The following is a 16,353-nucleotide window of genomic DNA, read 5'->3' on the forward strand; positions in this document are numbered from 1 at the left end:
TGGATTTTTCAGCTAGGATTAATTGTCTCTTATCCTACAAAAGAATGCTCTTTTGTTCGTTCGGACGTTTCATCCTGTGCAATTTTTTGTAGTGATGTCACACGCCCATAAGCATCTTTGAAAACGATATGTTCTTTAGAGAACTGTGTTGGGTTATCGATTCCTGTAGCTGCAGAAATATTGTACAATCCTTTTCTCATAGCGATCACATAGTTAGCGACACGATACTTTTTCTCGTCAATAACGAGCGCTCGTTGTAATTCTGGATCTGTCGTTGCCACACCTACTGGACATTTATTCGTATGACAATGCTGAGCATTAATGCAACCGACAGCAAACATAAACCCACGCGCAATACTTACTAAATCCGCTCCCATCCCTAAAGCGACAGCTACACGATCCGGTGTAAACAGCTTGCCTGAAGCAAAGATCTTCACTTGATCGCGCACACCATGTTGACGCAATGCTTTATCTAGTAAAGAAAGAGCACTCTTAATCGGTAAACCAACGCTATCAGCTAATTCTTGGTAGGTAGCACCTGTACCACCTTCCCCACCATCAACGGTGATAAAGTCAGGGCTTTTTCCTGTTTCCTTCATATATCTGGCTAATTCTTCTACCTCATCATAGGCACCGACAACGATTTTAATTCCTACTGGCTTCCCGCCTACTTGCTGCATTTCCTCAACAAATTCAAACATAGATGGCAAGTCATTAAATTGATTGAAGCGGTTTGGACTATCAACAGTTTTATATGGTTCAACCCCGCGGATTTCAGCAATATTCGACGATACTTTTGACCCATCAATATGACCACCACGAATTTTCGCTCCTTGGCCCAATTTTAATTCGAACGCTTTAATTTGTTCAATTGTGCTTTTTTCCTTAAATTTTTCCCAAGAAAAATTCCCCTCTGTGTCACGCACTCCGAAAAGGCCAGGACCAATTTGCATAATAATATCGGTATTTCCTTGTAAATGATAAGGAGAAACTCCACCTTCTCCAGTATTCATCCACGTTCCTTGTGCAAGTCCTAATCCTTCAGATAAAGCTGTAATCGCATTCTCACCAAGGGCACCATAACTCATTCCACTCATGCCAATTTGTCCACGAACGAAAAAAGGCTGCCTTCTTTTTGGTCCGATAATAATCGTATCTTCTTCTTTTAATAACCATGGATCAGCTGACACTTCTTCCGCGTGCTCTTTACGGTTAATAACACTCTGTTTATCAATAATATATTTCTTTGTTGAAACCGCTTCCTCATTATCAACAGCTAACTCTGCTTTTTGCTTAGGAAACATCGCATTTCGAATATAGTAACCTTCTTTATCAAAGTCACGTTTAGATCCAAATGGAATCACGTACTCTAAATATTTAGATGGCAATACAACATTTAGGAAATCCACACGCGAGTACGGTTTACTTTCAGTATCATTATCAAAGAAATATTGCCGGAATTCCGGCCCAATAATTTCAAATAAATAACGCGCTTTCCCTAAAACCGGGAAATTACGTAAAATAGCATGTTGTTTTTGCTTATGATCAGATCTCCATAAATAAGCAAAGATAACTAATGGCACAATGATCGCCAATAAAATGATTGATACAATAATGAGAAAAATTCCTTCTACAGACATACTAAATGACTCCTCCTAATAGCTATCAATAAAATGGTAGTAACCTTTCCACTTTATCTTTTCTCCCGTAATCGAACACCAACATTTGTTATATTATATAATTATGACAGTAATTGTTCTATTTATCGTCGATATAAAGCAGCTCCTTTATAAAATAATTAAGGCTGATTGAAAACGCTTTCATAAGGAAACCTATCTTCATTGTTAATTATATCAGAAAAATTTTTTATGTACATTCCAAAAATGGTATTAAGCGCATAAAAAAAGCCTCCTAGGTTACCAGTCCCAGGAGGTTATTATGGCATTCCAATTACCCTTATGCAATTTGACGCTTAGCTTTTAAGTACAATTCATTCACTACATCCCAATTGACTGTGTTCCACCAATTGGCTACAAACTCTGGACGTCGATTTTGATATTTCAAATAGTAGGCATGCTCCCACACATCGACTACTAACAAAGGCGTCTTTCCTTCCATCAGCGGTGTATCCTGATTAGCCGTGCTCATCACAGACAGCTCTTCACCATCCATCACTAACCAGCCATAACCACTGCCAAATCTTGATATCGCTGCTTGCGATAGCTTGTCCTGAAAGTTATCAAACGAGTTAAAATAATGATCAATCACTTTAGCGATATCTCCATTGGGCTCACCGCCTCCATTTGGACTCATTAACGCCCAAAATAGACTATGACTATAATGACCTCCACCGTTGTTTCTAACAGCGGTTTGTATTTCTTTAGGAAGCTCTGATAGATGAGAAAGCAAATAGTCAAGAGATTTCTCTTGTAAATCTTCATATCCTTCCAACGCATGATTTAAATTGTTCACATACGTTGCATGATGCTTCCCGTGGTGAATTTCTAACGTTCGACCATCAATGAATGGTTCTAATTCATCATAATCATAGGGCAATTTCGGCAATAAAAAACTAGACAATTCAGTCCCCTCCTCGCAATAAAAGTTTGCTTAGGTAAAAATAATTTACCATATGCAAAATTTATCGTAAATAAATAAAAATGTCAACTACTTTTCTCCATTTTGAATGAAAACAGAGGACAAGCACCTGTCATACCTTCACCCTTTTTTGCATAAATTAGTGACAATCAGGATATGGAGGGGAGCGATTATGCCAACAGTTATTAACATTTATAGCTTGAAGATTAATAACATTTCTAATAATGGTTCCTTAAATATTGGGGATGCTTTGCATAATGCACATACAGCCAACGCCAAGTCCCAAGGCACCAATTCATCTTATGGAGATATTTCTCCAACTGAGTCGATGATGGAGAATGTATTTATCGATCCAGACGTCAATGATATGGGCGATATTGCGGACCCAACACATGTGAACTCTACCCAATTTTAATCACTATCATTTGATTCCTTTTTTCGGCGACTGTCATATAGTAACTTAGGGACAGAAAAAGGAGGAATACCTATGCCTTTTATTATTAATATCGTGAATATGAAAACGAACGGAGTGACTCAGAACGGAAATATTGATATCGGAGGAACGGTTCATAATAGTCATACAGCCAATAGTAAGCTTGTCGGTGCTAACTTTTCATTAGGCGATTTCTCACCTACTTCCTCTTGCATGGGCAACAGTGTACTTGATGCTGACGTAAGCGACCAAGATCAAATCGCCAACCCAGCTTTACCAATTTCTAACCAATTTTAATCCTTGAAAGGAGTGAACCTTATGTTTCCTTTTCAATCGCCCTTCTCTTCTAATGAAGAATGGCAAAAGTGGATGAAGCAATTTAATCATGGCGATATTGAAAAATACGTACAGAACGTCTTAACACAATCGATGCCAGACTCTTTACAGAAGCAGCAAAAACCATTTGACTTTTTAAAACACACTCCTTTTTCTTCCATTGACAATCAACAACCGATCGATTCACCTCCAACAAAAGAAGCTCCAACCATCCATATTTCTGTCTTTGAGACACATGAAGATGTGTATGTAAAATTCCCTGTAGAAGATGCTTCAATGTTTTCCCATTTAAAAATTTACCATACATCTAATCAAGTCATTATTGAAGGTATCCCCACATCTGAGGATAAGAAAGTAGTGATTCTCCCAGCTATCGTGAAGAAAAAAGGAGGCGTCACTCATTTTAAAGAAGGCATCTTGCAAATTAAAATCCCAAAAGATATTGATTTACAATATACAGAAATCGATGTACCTGATTTGGAATAAGTATTAATAGCCGGTGAGCACAAGGAGGAATGAGCCTTGGATTTTGAAAAGTTTAAGCAATGGATGAACTTTGCCCAGCACTATCAATCCGGTGATTTCTGGAACCATATTTTTGACCAATCAAAAGCAACACCTGGTCAATCAATAGAGAATTTCCCTCCTATTGACGTGTACGTTGAAGAATCTCGAGTGATCATTTTAATTGAACTAGCTGGACTAACGAAAGATGATATACAAGTGTCCGTTTCCGGAACTACACTAACCATTCAAGGCCAAGTCAAAAACTTTTTCACCGTCTCTCCAACGTTACAAGAACGATATTATGGAGAATTCAAGCGAACAGTGCAACTTCCTGAGCCAGTTGAAGGTAGAAATGTTTCCGCTAAATTTTATCATGGACTCCTTTTTCTCAGCTATTTCCGAACTTATACTAAGGAGGAACATATTTTTATCGAATGACCCTCCTTCATTAACAAAAAATGTATGAGGGAGTATGGTCAATGAATCCTAATTACAACGTTAAAACGGCTATTTCCAAATTAGAAGCCCAATTCAAACAATTGCAACTTCAGATCAATGATGTTCACCAAGTAGAAAAACAATTTTCTTCTATCCAAGAAGTGAAGCAATTATTACAACAAATCCAACAGCAACCGAACACACCGATTGTTATTCATCATTCCTTTTCTGATACACAATCCACACTCTCAACAGATCATATAAAACAATCCCAGCTGAAATTGAGCCAATTAGAAAGCTATGCTGTCCAGATCGTACACACAATGTCCTTAGTTCAAACACAACTTGAACTGTTAGAAAAAGAAATGAAGCAATTGAACACCCTCCTTTCCTCCTCACCAAGTGAAGGGTCAATCATTTACCAAGAATTCCATATCGACAAGCTGTATCTCGATAAGTACGAATTGACGAATAATTTAGGACAACTTGGTATTAAAGACCTGCATGGTACACTTCATATTGGAGCCTCTCACGGGAACATGCCTCATTCCAAACCAATGACGGACAAACAGAAAGAACAACTCGAAAAACTGAAGCAGGACAAAAAAAGAAAGTGACTCTCGTATAATAACTGGAGTCACTTTTTACGACGCCAAACTTAGTGATTGACAGTCTACACCTCATTGATTACACTATCATTGTTAATAGTATGTATAACAACTATTTGTAGGTGATTAATTTGAATGTATCCTTAGATGAATATATTAGTATTTACATTCATCAAACCGATTTGCTCATTACGAGTGAAGTGAAGAGTAGACTAGCTCCTTTCAACATCGCCCCTGAACAAAATTTAGTGATGATGCTCCTTTGGAAGAAAGATGGACTAAGCCAGCAGGAAATTGCTGAAAAGCTAAAAAAAGACAAAACCAATATTGCCCGCATGCTGCTCAACTTAGAACAAAAAGGGCTCATTCGTAGAGTGTGCTGTCAGCATGATCGCCGCTCGCTCAAAGTATTTCTTACAGAAAAAGGAGATAATCTTAAAGAGATCATTATTCCGATCGCGAAGGAGATCAACAAGCAAATTTACAAAGGCATTTCAGAAGAAGAGTTGCAAACCGTTAGATCTGTCTTATCAAAAATGCGTGAGAATTTGCGATAGTTCTCATTCTTTTTGAAGTCATAAAGTTGCTATAGCAACATCTTAAATTCAAATGTTCACCTGCGTAGTTACACATATTATTAAGTAAAATTTAAACAAAAGAGGCGATCCAGATGGAAAACGTATTATTTATTAAAGCGAACTCTCGACCACTAGAACAAGCTGTCAGTGTACAACTTTACCAATCATTTCTGAACAGTTATAAAGAAGCTCATCCAGAAGACAAGATCACAGAATTAGATTTATTTGAAGAGAACTTGCCATATTACGATACAACAAAAATTAATGGAATGTTTAAACTAGCAAAAGGAATGGAATTAACAGCCGAAGAACAACAAGCTACTGATGTAGTGAATAAATATTTAAACCAATTCCTTGCTGCTGATAAAATTGTGATCGCCTTCCCACTTTGGAATTTCACAGTCCCTGCTGTTTTACATACGTATTTTGACTATTTATGTCAAGCAGGTAAAACATTCCGTTACACACCTGAAGGCCCTGTAGGTATGCTGACAGATAAAAAAGTCATTCTACTTAACGCAAGAGGTGGCGTATATTCTGAAGGGCCAGCCCAATCAATGGAAATGGCTGTTAACTACGTAACAAGCATTCTTACATTCTTAGGAATCACTGATCTATCTACTGTCATTGTCGAAGGTCATAACCAATTCCCAGACAAAGCTGAGGAAATCATTGAACAAGGTATGGAAAAAGCAACAAAACTAGCAGTACAGTTCTAAGGTGCCTGTCACTTCCCAGATTTTGTCGAATTACAAAAAAACAAAGTCCAACTCCCTTACTAAGGAGCTTGGGCTTATTTTTTTGGATTCTCCCATTTTCTGTCTAACTGTCCTTATCATTTAATATAGACTTCTGACAAAAACGTGAACATAAGAGAAATTAGATGATTTTCACCTGTACATTCGCTATGTTAAAATTTATTAGTGTTTTTTATTTGACAGGAGGAAATTTATATATGTTAAAAACACCGATCGGCAAATTACGATTGATGGGCCATTTTGAAGGAGCCTCTCTTTTAATCTTACTTTTTATTGCGATGCCTCTTAAATATTGGGCAGATATTCCTGAAGCTGTGCGAATCGTTGGTTCTATTCATGGCGCTTTATTTATCACTTATTGCCTAGTCATTATGTATGTCACCTTTAAAACAAGATGGAACCTACTATGGCCGATTGTCTCTGTTATTGTTGCGTTTATTCCCTTTGGTAACTTAATTCTCGATAAAAAACTGAAGCAACTTGAAGCCAATTAATTTATCCCGCATTAACGGGCTGTAAGACCCCCACTGATTCAAGTTTCACTTTATAAAACGGACTCGAAAGCAGAATTTCATTCTTTCGAGTCCGTCTTTTTCTCAATATTTTTCTCCTTTTTCGCCATACTAAACAGGAGGTGAACAAGATGTATCGATTGTTATCACATAATGATTTAGATGGGGTTGGCTGTGGCGTTCTAGCAAAGCTCGCTTTCGGGAAACAAGTCCAAGTCCGCTACAACTCGATTTCAGGTCTCAATCATGAAGTGCAATGGTTTTTAGAAAATGGAGATAAACAAACATTTTTATTAATTACAGATTTATCAGTGAATGAGGAAAATGAAAAGCGACTCAATGAGTTTTATCAAGCCGGAGGAAAAGTCCAACTGCTCGACCATCATAAAACCGCCCTGCATCTGAATGAGTACGATTGGGGGCATATTGTGGTGGAGAATGATGAAGGAAAATTAACATCAGCTACTTCTCTGCTATATGAATACCTGATCAAGCACAAACTAATGGAACCTTCTCCCGCGGTGGCTGAATTTGTGGAACTCGTGAGACAATATGATACTTGGGAATGGGAGAAAAATGATAACGAAGACGCTCACCGACTAAACGCTCTGTTCTTCTTAGTTTCCATTGATGAATTTGAAGAAAAAATGGTCAACCGGCTCAAACAGAGTGACCATTTCTTCTTTGACGAATTCGAACAAAAAATATTAGACATGGAAGAGAACAAAATCGAACGTTATATTCGCCGAAAACGACGTGAACTCATCCAAGCGCCAATCGGAGAATATTTGTCCGGAATCGTCTACGCTGAATCTTACCATTCAGAGCTTGGCAATGAATTAGGAAAAGAATATCCACACCTAGATTATATCGCTATTTTAAACATTGGTGGAAAACGCATCGGGTTTCGAACGATCCATGATCATATTGATGTCTCTGAAATTGCCAGCGGCTTTGGCGGTGGTGGACATGCGAAAGCTGCCGGCTGTTCATTAACAGAAGACGCTTATAAATTGTTTGTTACTAGCACCTTTCATCTCGAACCATTACGAGAAGACGCCAAAAGAAACCGCTACAACATGAAAGGGTCCTCCTTTGGCTCCTTGTATGAAAGTCGAATGGAAGAAACATTTCTTCTGCATCCCATCAACGATCATAGATGGGCCATCAACCATAGCGAATTAAAAATAACAGAAACTTTTACAAATTTTCTGGAAGCGGAAAGCTTTCTTAAAAGAAAATACGCAGCCTGGCTTGTAAGAGATGATGTGTTCGTTCATCACTTAATGGATCGTGTAAAAAAGACTCGACAAGAGAAATAAAGTGAATCTTCAATTAGTGGGGGCTGTCTCCATCCCCCACTAAACGTATATTTCAAACACTTGACCTAACATATACAAGTTTTTCTTTTGATCCCAACCTTGTTTCTTTGTTTTACTTTTTCAATATATCCACTTGCAAGTGGTACTTTACAAGCTGTATTTCCAACATCTACATGGACCTTTCCAATATGCTCAGCAACATTCATCGCTTCTTCATGTAAAGATGTGACATACGTTCCTACACTAATGACGAATCCATTCATCGTGTAACGCACTCGATTTTGTTCTTCATGAATTGTTTCTTTGACTCGATTCATTAACGATCGAATTTCCTGTGAATTTATCTCCTCATTTGGAGTGATCGATAAATAATTGGCGTACGTACTCCAGCCACAGGTTGCAATCATTTCTTCCTTTGAATTGATCCACTCTCTAGCTAATTCAAGAGCATAAGAACTTTCTGCTGCTACACTAGCTACTGTATACTCCGAAAGCATATACCAATTGGCTTTTTTGACCCATTGTTGCAGCGTTTCTTTTTTCATCAATTTCGGATTGACAGAGAGTCCTGCTAAATACATCGCATCATGATTATTCGTATCAAATAATGCTAAAGCTAACTCCTGATCCTTCTTAACGTGTTTAACCAACTTTTTCAAATCGCCAATCTTCACTCCAAAAAAAGGTTCTTTCGCCCCGTGACGAGTATATGTTTTCTTCGTTTGTTCTGTACCTAACTGTTCGAGTTGATCCATCACTTCATCAAGCGTCAACTATACCACCTCTTGTATTGTAAGATACTTCAATTATAGAGCCTTAAAAATGGAGAGGCAACAAATGAACGACTTCCCTCCCTATGGTGAAAACAACAGAAGTATGCTATAGTGGGATATCCATTTAAAACAAGTTCTATAAATAATAGTAGGAAGTGACTTATATTGATTAAAATTACGATCCCTGAACCAAATGTCGTCATTAAGAAAAGTAAACAAGTTGGAGAAGCGGGAGAACCAGCACTAAGTACCGAGTATGGCTTTACTGATTATACGAAGATCGCCCGCGATAAAGGCGGCATCTTCATGTTTTTCGATGTTCACGACCAACTGCTTTATGTAGGAAAAGCAAGAAAACTTAGACAGCGAATTCGCAAAAACTTCGAAGATACAGTATCCCCTATCAAAAATCATAGAGATGACGTATATAAAATTGCTGTTTGTTATATTGAAGACCCGGTTGAACGAGAAATTTACGAAACCTACATCATCAATGAACTTCAAGCCAAATACAATATCGACAAAGTTTTCTTTAAATAAAGAGGTGCCTGTCACTCCTCGGATTTTGTCGAAAAGACCGCTATTTTTAATACAGCGGTCTTTTTGGTGTTAAACTAAAAACTCAAACTTATACAAAGCTTCTTCTCGCACGTTGACCCTAAAACCTGTAGCAAAGAGCAGTATTCGAAGTTGCTCACTTCCATTTTATCACATCGATAAAAATCCCATTTTAATACCTATTTTCTAATCATTAACTTACAATGTGAAATTTTTGTGACATAATTATTTTTTAATTGTCTTTTAAATCAAATGAGAATAAGATATGAGTTATGGATATATATTTCAATTAATTTACAGCTCTTATCCATGGAGAATTATCGTGAAATATTTAATGAGCCAAACATATTGTTTGGCTATGATTCATTATGTTTTAGGAAGGAGTACACTATGAAGATGAAATGGGCTTTTTTATTTGTTATTTTCACTATTTCCACGATTCTTACAGGTTGTGGAAATTCATTGATGGTCTTAGATCCAAAAGGACCATCTGCCAAAACTTTATCTGACACGATTATTCTTTCGATTATCGTGATGGCAGGTATCTTGCTCGTCGTTTACGTACTTTATGTCTATGTACTTACAAAGTATCGTGCTTCGAAATTAGATAAGGATTATGAACCTCCACATGAGGAAGGAAATCACTGGTTAGAAATCATTTGGACGGTTATTCCGATCCTTATCGTGACTTTCTTATCTGTTGTTACTGTAAAGACAACATATGAAGTTGAAACGACACCAAAAGGGTATGCTGATGAAAAACCATTAGTCATTTATGCTTCTTCTTCTAACTGGAAATGGCATTTCAGCTATCCTGAAGAAGGAATTGAGACAGTTAACTATGTAAACCTTCCGACTGATCGACCAGTTGAATTTCGACTGTATTCATTCGGTCCAATTACGAGTTTCTGGATTCCACAATTAGCTGGACAAAAATACGCAATGAGTGACATGGTGACAAAGATTAACCTTGTTGCTGATACACCTGGATCTTATATGGGTAAAAACTCAAACTTTAACGGGAAAGGTTTCGCTCATATGGAGTTTGAAGCGCAAGCAATGACTCCAGCTGATTATGATGAGTGGGTAGATGACGTTAAAGACACAGCATCTGATTTAACAGAAAAAGAGTTTGATAAACTTTTAAAAGCTGAGTTTGTTGGACGTGAAACATACAACTCCACTCATCTAGACTTCCGCCCAGCTCCAGAGGGTGACCACGCTGGACATAACCATGGAGCAAGTGCAGACGGAAAAGAAATATGCATACCGACTGCAAGCAACAACACACAGCAAAATGAAGAAAAATAATACTGTTTATAGAACACGAAAGGAGTCACACCTATGAAATGGGACGAATTTTTCGTAACCGGTGATCCGATGATTTACGGTGCCATGGTCAGCATCGTCGTCGCTTCGGTTTCCATCGTTGCCGGATTAACCTATTTTAAAAAATGGGGTTATCTTTGGACTGAATGGTTAACAACTGTTGATCATAAACGTATTGGTGTTATGTACATCATCGCTGCTTTATTGATGCTTTTCCGCGGAGGCGTCGACGCTGTATTAATGCGTGCACAAACAGCGGTACCGGAAAACGGACTTTTAAACGCACAACATTACAATGAAATCTTTACAACACACGGACTCATCATGATCTTGTTTATGGCTATGCCATTTATCATTGGATTGATGAACGTTGTTATTCCACTTCAAATTGGAGCTCGCGACGTAGCGTTTCCACGATTGAATGCCGTAAGTTTTTGGTTATTCTTCTTCGGTGCGATGCTATTAAACATCTCCTTCGTTATCGGTGGATCTCCTGACGCAGGATGGACAGCTTACTTCCCGTTGTCAGGTCCGGATATTAGTCCAGGAGTAGCAAATAACTATTACTCTATTTCCCTACAAATTGCGGGACTTGGGACGTTAATGACGGGAATTAACTTCATCGTCACGATTTTAAAAATGCGTGCACCAGGTATGACTTTAATGAAAATGCCAATGTTTACTTGGTCTGTATTAATTACAAACGTAATTATCGTATTTGCTTTCCCTGTATTAACAGTTGCTCTTGCATTAATGATGTTAGATCGCCAATTCGGTACGCAATTCTTTGCTATGGATAATGGTGGTATGGACATGCTTTGGGCAAACTTGTTCTGGGTATGGGGGCATCCTGAAGTATATATCGTTATCTTACCTGCTTTTGGAATTTACAGTGAAATCATTTCTACATTTGCTCGCAAAAACCTATATGGTTATAAATCAATGGTGGCGAGTATGGTCGTTATTTCCTTGTTATCTTTCGTTGTATGGGCACACCATTTCTATACAATGGGACATGGCGCGATGGTTAACAGCGTCTTCTCGATCACAACAATGGCGATCGCTGTACCAACTGGGGTTAAAATATTCAACTGGCTATTTACTTTACGCAAAGGGAAAATCAGCTTTACTACACCAATGCTTTATTCCCTTGCCTTTATTCCGATCTTTACAATCGGTGGGGTAACTGGAGTTATGCTTGCGATGGCAAGTGCTGACTACCAGTACCATAATACAATGTTCCTTGTCGCTCACTTCCACTACGTATTAATTCCAGGAACAGTTTTCGCAGTTATTGCTGGATTCTACTTCTGGTTCCCGAAAGTATTCGGTTTCCGTTTGAACGAGCGTCTTGGAAAGATTTCTTTCTGGATTATTGCTATTAGCTTTAACGTAACATTCTTCCCACTGTTCATTCTAGGACTTGATGGAATGACACGTCGTATGTTTACGTATTCAGCAAGCACAGGCTATGGCCCATTAAATATGCTTTCATTTATCGGTGCCCTAGGCTTAACGCTTGGTTTCATTATTCTTGTTTACAACATTTATTGGAGCATCCGTTACAGCCCTCGTGATACGAACGGCGATCCTTGGGATGCAAGATCATTGGAGTGGAGCACGCATAGTCCAGTTCCATTCTACAACTTTGCAAAAGTACCAACTATTAAGTCGATCGATGCTTATTGGTTTGCTAAGAAAGATAATCAACCGCTAACAGATGATGGTCCATATGAGCCAATCCATATGCCAAACAATAGCGGACAACCGTTTATCATGGGTGTAGCTTTCTTCTTCTTAGGATTCTTCGCAGTCTTCAACTGGTGGAACCTTGCAATCATTGCTGGTCTAGTTGTACTAGCTACAATGACTTATCGCACATTTGAACAAGATCATGGCTACTACGTCTCTGTTGAGGAGATTGAACGCACGGAAAAAGCATTGCGAGGTGAAGGAAAATGAAAATAGATAACTCGCTACCTTTAGAATATAGTACAGAGGAGAATCGATTAAAGATCTTAGGATTTTGGATCTTTTTAGGGGCAGAAATTGCCCTCTTCTCCACTCTATTTGCTGTATATTTTGTATTAGAACACCGTACAGGTAATGGTCCAGCTGGTTCTGAAATTTTTGAAATGGCACCGGTTATGTTAGAAACAATCATCTTATTAACAAGTAGCTTTACAATCGGCCTTGGTATCAATGCGATGCGCCTTGGTGCGAAAAAAGCAATGATGACCTTCTTTGGTATCACTTTAGTATTAGGTTTAGGATTCTTGAGCGTTGAGATTTTCGAATTCTTCACATACGTTCATGAAGGAGCTACGATGCAAACAAGCGCCTTCTTATCTAGCTTATTCACTTTACTTGGTACCCACGGACTTCACGTTACGTTCGGCTTACTATGGGGAACCGCTATTATGATGCAAGTGAAGAAACACGGTTTAACGCCTGAAACAACTAATAAATCGTTTATCTTCTCTTTATACTGGCACTTCCTTGATGTTGTTTGGATCTTTATCTTTAGCTTCGTATACTTGAAAGGATTGATGTAATGATGAAACAATATTTCCCTAGACATCATGTGATGGGATTCGTTTTTTCACTAGTCCTTTCACTTGCTGCCCTGACAGTTTGGTATTTTGACATGTCATTTACAGCTGGCATGACTGTACTACTCGTTACTGCCGCTGCTCAAGCTAGCGTTCAGTTACTACTATTCATGCACATTGGAGAAACATCTGACAAAGCTTCTCTATATATAAATATTGCTTACGCTTTATTTGTCGGAGTTATTACAATCCTTGGATCAATGTTCACAATGATTTGGGGTTATATGTGATAGAGAGTGCCTGTCACTCCCCGAGTTTTGTCGATACTCATCGAAAAAGCCACCATCCGAATTTCGGATGGTGGCTTTTTCATATGTTCAAATGATTAAAATTCTTTTTTAATGGTAGTAGTTGCTTCTAGATCCACAGTTGCTGGCAAAGTCGCCTTCCTCCTTGCAAATATCATATAATAATACAAATAGCACGCTCCTATAAAACCAAAACCCCAATAAAGAGAGATTCGTTGAACAGGATCAAATGCAGTAAACACAAAGATGGAGGCGCACATAATAATACAGAGGATCGGTACAAACGGATAGAAGCGAACTCTAAATTTCAAATCCTCCACTTGTCCCCCATTTCGAATATATTGTTTCCGGAACATCAGCTGAGCAATAGCAATCGTCATCCACGTTAACGTTCCTCCAATTCCGCTGATGGCGAGTAAAATAACAAATAGCGTATCTGCCGCCACAATGCTTGTCAGTAACGAAATTAAAGCAAATATAAGGGTAACGACTAAAGCAATAGAAGGAACCCCACGCTTGTTTAATTTCGAGAAAGCTTTAGGTGCCATCCCATCTAAGGAAAGTGAATATAATATGCGTGTACAAGCAAACAAGCCGGTATTTCCAACAGATAGAATAGCCGTCAAAATAACAAAGTTCATAATATCAGCGGCATACGGGATGCCTACCATATCAAACACTGTAACAAACGGGCTTTCTAACACCCCAGCGTCTTGCCATGGAACAAGCGCTGACAACACAAAAATAGCCATAATGTAAAACAATACAACACGCACAACAATATTCCGAATCGCTTTCGGAATATTCTTTTCTGGTTCCTCTGTTTCTCCGGCTGCTACACCCATAATTTCTGATCCTTGAAACGCATAAATGACAGTCATCATCGATATAAATACACCGACTATACCTGCTGGAAACAGTCCATCTCCAATAAAATGAGACAAATATGGAGCCGATGCACTTTCCATCTTCAATACACCAAACATCGCAGCCAAACCTATGATAATAAAGAGAATGACCGCCAACACTTTAATACCAGCAAACCAGTATTCAGTCTCAGCAAAACTTCTACTTGCCAGTGAATTAATGAAGAAAAGTAATAGGACGAATAAAGCACACCAAATCCAAACAGGTACATCAGGAAACCATCTCTTCATTAACATACCCGCTGCAATAAATTCAAGGCCGACATACAATGCCCAACTCAACCAATACACCCAGCCAATGACAAAACCGGTTGCAGGACCAATAAATTTCGTAGCATGTGCCTGAAAAGAACCCGATACAGGCATCACAACAGATAACTCACCTAAACAAACCATTACTAAAAACATGAGGAGCCCGCCTACTAAATAAGCCAATATCGCGCCAGCAGGACCAGCTTCACCAATGGCATAACCAGAACCTAAAAACAATCCAGTTCCTATAATCCCACCGAGCGACATCATAAATAAGTGTCGGCTCTTTATCGATCGCTTCATTTGCGGTTGACCTTCATGATTTCCACTCATCCAATCCACCTACCTTTTTCATATTTTTATAGCATCAACAAAAAGTAAACGCTTACAAATATTCAGATAGAATTCATTTAATAAATCAATGAGTTAAAATGCGGATGATGGCGCTGGCTGCAATGGTAGCTTTTCTTCTAAGTCTTTTTGCAGCAGTAAATGAAATTGATGAACACAGTTTTCTGTCAGCGAAAACCTTCCTTGTGTATAAACGCCGGTTTCTATTCCTTTCTGAACCGTCTCACAAATCTCTAGATCTTCTTTCCTTACTAATTCATCAATGGCTATTAAACTTTGCTCTTCCTCTGTAATTTCATCTGTTTTAAAAAAAGTAGTGTACACATATTTCGTCGTTTTATGATCAATGGGGATGGATTGATGAATAGACAGATTAGCCGGTCCAGGATCAAATGAAAACCAAGTATTAGGATAAAGCCAATAATACCTTCCACCTTCTCCTAAACTAAATTGGCTCATCTTCCCTTTTAACGGAGTACCTTGATAGGAATAATTCTCGTATTGAGCCACTTCGTACTGATTCATATCTAATTTAGAAACTAACGCTTTATGAACGATTGAGCAATGATCACATTCTAGATAATTATCAATCCCGATTTTCCAGTTTGACTGACAAATAGATTCCTTAACGCGTACTCTTTTAAAATCTCCGAGGTTTTGAGTTTTCACATGTTGAAATAAATCAGGGAATAACGTAGACATAGAGGGTGACTGAGGGTCTAAATTCACAAAGATAAACGATTCAAACACTTCCAATTGAATCTTCTTTAAACAAAAATCCTTATGCTCAAAGTTTTCAACCCCATTCATATTCGGTGCTCTATTTAGCGATCCATCCAATTTAAATGTCCAAGCATGATAAGGACAGGAAAAAATAGCTTTATTCCCCTCTCCTTCAACAAGCTTTGCTGCTCTATGTGTACAAACATTATAAAACGCCCGCAATTCCCGATCGTTCCCATAAGAAATAATAATAGGAACATCCGCTACTTCAGTTGTGATATAATCACCTGGTTTATTAAATTGACTAATGTGGCCGACATATTGCCACGTTTTCTTGAAAATTTCTCGCTTTTCAACTTCAAGCACTTCCGGGTTTGTATAAAGCCATGATGGTAGTGTATACGCTTCACTTAATTTTTCACTCACTCTTACTTCCGGCTTTTTCAACTAAATAACCCCCTCTATATATGTTGGTTCTTAATAAAGAATAT

At 38.2% G+C, this 16,353-nt stretch carries 19 protein-coding genes; 14 read left to right on the top strand and 5 right to left on the bottom strand.

The genetic code is table 11. The annotated features are described in order from the left end of the window. Positions 1-29 precede the first annotated feature (29 nt). Together CEF22_RS13270 and CEF22_RS13275 are read right to left on the bottom strand one after the other, a co-directional pair. Entirely contained in the window at positions 30-1,640 is a 1,611-nt protein-coding gene (locus CEF22_RS13270) for an FMN-binding glutamate synthase family protein (RefSeq protein WP_100403239.1), read from the bottom strand. Between the two features lie 316 nt (positions 1,641-1,956). Continuing rightward, a complete protein-coding gene (locus CEF22_RS13275; protein WP_100403240.1) occupies positions 1,957-2,580 on the bottom strand; it encodes a superoxide dismutase in 624 nt (207 codons plus the stop codon). Between the two features lie 190 nt (positions 2,581-2,770). Here CEF22_RS13275 and CEF22_RS13280 point away from each other — a divergent pair, with 190 nt between their 5' ends. The 9 genes from CEF22_RS13280 to CEF22_RS13320 all read left to right on the top strand — a co-directional run bounded on the left by CEF22_RS13280 (position 2,771) and on the right by CEF22_RS13320 (position 8,090). Further along, the gene (locus CEF22_RS13280; protein WP_100403241.1) at positions 2,771-3,013 is read left to right on the top strand and encodes a spore germination protein; all 243 of its coding nucleotides are present in this window, start codon (positions 2,771-2,773) and stop codon (positions 3,011-3,013) included. Positions 3,014-3,085: 72 nt separating this feature from the next. After that, the gene (locus tag CEF22_RS13285; RefSeq protein WP_100403242.1) at positions 3,086-3,328 is read left to right on the top strand and encodes a spore germination protein; all 243 of its coding nucleotides are present in this window, start codon (positions 3,086-3,088) and stop codon (positions 3,326-3,328) included. Positions 3,329-3,349: 21 nt separating this feature from the next. Next, complete coding sequence (locus tag CEF22_RS13290) at positions 3,350-3,853, top strand: spore coat protein (protein WP_100403243.1); 504 nt, start codon at positions 3,350-3,352, stop codon at positions 3,851-3,853. 36 nt (positions 3,854-3,889) lie between these two features. After that, positions 3,890-4,312, top strand: coding sequence for an Hsp20/alpha crystallin family protein (locus CEF22_RS13295; protein WP_100403244.1), 423 nt, complete (start codon positions 3,890-3,892; stop codon positions 4,310-4,312). A 41-nt stretch (positions 4,313-4,353) separates the two neighbouring features. Continuing rightward, the gene (locus CEF22_RS13300; RefSeq protein ID WP_100403245.1) at positions 4,354-4,929 is read left to right on the top strand and encodes a hypothetical protein; all 576 of its coding nucleotides are present in this window, start codon (positions 4,354-4,356) and stop codon (positions 4,927-4,929) included. Positions 4,930-5,042: 113 nt separating this feature from the next. After that, complete coding sequence (locus CEF22_RS13305; protein ID WP_332849173.1) at positions 5,043-5,477, top strand: MarR family winged helix-turn-helix transcriptional regulator; 435 nt, start codon at positions 5,043-5,045, stop codon at positions 5,475-5,477. Positions 5,478-5,590: 113 nt separating this feature from the next. Continuing rightward, positions 5,591-6,217: an FMN-dependent NADH-azoreductase gene (locus CEF22_RS13310; protein ID WP_100403247.1), complete on the top strand. Its 627-nt coding sequence runs from the start codon at positions 5,591-5,593 to the stop codon at positions 6,215-6,217. Positions 6,218-6,453: 236 nt separating this feature from the next. Then, positions 6,454-6,750, top strand: a complete 297-nt coding sequence (locus CEF22_RS13315; RefSeq protein WP_100403248.1) for a DUF3817 domain-containing protein — start codon at positions 6,454-6,456, stop codon at positions 6,748-6,750. A gap of 149 nt (positions 6,751-6,899) precedes the next feature. Next, the gene (locus CEF22_RS13320) at positions 6,900-8,090 is read left to right on the top strand and encodes a DHH family phosphoesterase (protein WP_100403249.1); all 1,191 of its coding nucleotides are present in this window, start codon (positions 6,900-6,902) and stop codon (positions 8,088-8,090) included. Positions 8,091-8,155: 65 nt separating this feature from the next. Here the strand turns inward: CEF22_RS13320 and CEF22_RS13325 are convergent, their stop codons facing one another. Then, positions 8,156-8,863 (bottom strand): DNA alkylation repair protein, encoded by a 708-nt coding sequence (locus tag CEF22_RS13325; protein ID WP_100403250.1) that lies wholly within the window; start codon positions 8,861-8,863, stop codon positions 8,156-8,158. A gap of 165 nt (positions 8,864-9,028) precedes the next feature. Here CEF22_RS13325 and CEF22_RS13330 point away from each other — a divergent pair, with 165 nt between their 5' ends. From CEF22_RS13330 to qoxD, 5 genes are all read left to right on the top strand, one after another. Beyond that, the gene (locus CEF22_RS13330) at positions 9,029-9,403 is read left to right on the top strand and encodes a nucleotide excision repair endonuclease (protein ID WP_100403251.1); all 375 of its coding nucleotides are present in this window, start codon (positions 9,029-9,031) and stop codon (positions 9,401-9,403) included. A 408-nt stretch (positions 9,404-9,811) separates the two neighbouring features. Then, positions 9,812-10,732: a cytochrome aa3 quinol oxidase subunit II gene (qoxA, locus tag CEF22_RS13335; RefSeq protein WP_100403252.1), complete on the top strand. Its 921-nt coding sequence runs from the start codon at positions 9,812-9,814 to the stop codon at positions 10,730-10,732. 33 nt (positions 10,733-10,765) lie between these two features. Beyond that, on the top strand, positions 10,766-12,712 hold the full coding sequence (gene qoxB / locus CEF22_RS13340; RefSeq protein ID WP_100403253.1) for a cytochrome aa3 quinol oxidase subunit I: 1,947 nt from the start codon (positions 10,766-10,768) through the stop codon (positions 12,710-12,712). Beyond that, positions 12,709-13,305, top strand: a complete 597-nt coding sequence (gene qoxC / locus CEF22_RS13345) for a cytochrome aa3 quinol oxidase subunit III (protein ID WP_100403254.1) — start codon at positions 12,709-12,711, stop codon at positions 13,303-13,305. The genes qoxB and qoxC overlap by 4 nt, the downstream gene beginning before the upstream one ends. A 2-nt stretch (positions 13,306-13,307) precedes the next feature. Beyond that, complete coding sequence (gene qoxD, locus CEF22_RS13350; RefSeq protein ID WP_094834787.1) at positions 13,308-13,592, top strand: cytochrome aa3 quinol oxidase subunit IV; 285 nt, start codon at positions 13,308-13,310, stop codon at positions 13,590-13,592. Positions 13,593-13,687: 95 nt separating this feature from the next. On the opposite strand, the gene CEF22_RS13355 is transcribed toward qoxD, so the two are convergent. Both CEF22_RS13355 and CEF22_RS13360 read right to left on the bottom strand, forming a co-directional pair. Beyond that, entirely contained in the window at positions 13,688-15,121 is a 1,434-nt protein-coding gene (locus CEF22_RS13355) for an amino acid permease (protein ID WP_100403255.1), read from the bottom strand. A 93-nt stretch (positions 15,122-15,214) separates the two neighbouring features. Further along, complete coding sequence (locus tag CEF22_RS13360) at positions 15,215-16,309, bottom strand: aromatic ring-hydroxylating oxygenase subunit alpha (RefSeq protein WP_100403256.1); 1,095 nt, start codon at positions 16,307-16,309, stop codon at positions 15,215-15,217. Positions 16,310-16,353 lie beyond the last annotated feature (44 nt).

This window comes from Bacillus sp. FJAT-42315, assembly GCF_002797375.1.
Lineage (GTDB): Bacteria > Bacillota > Bacilli > Bacillales > Domibacillaceae > Bacillus_CE.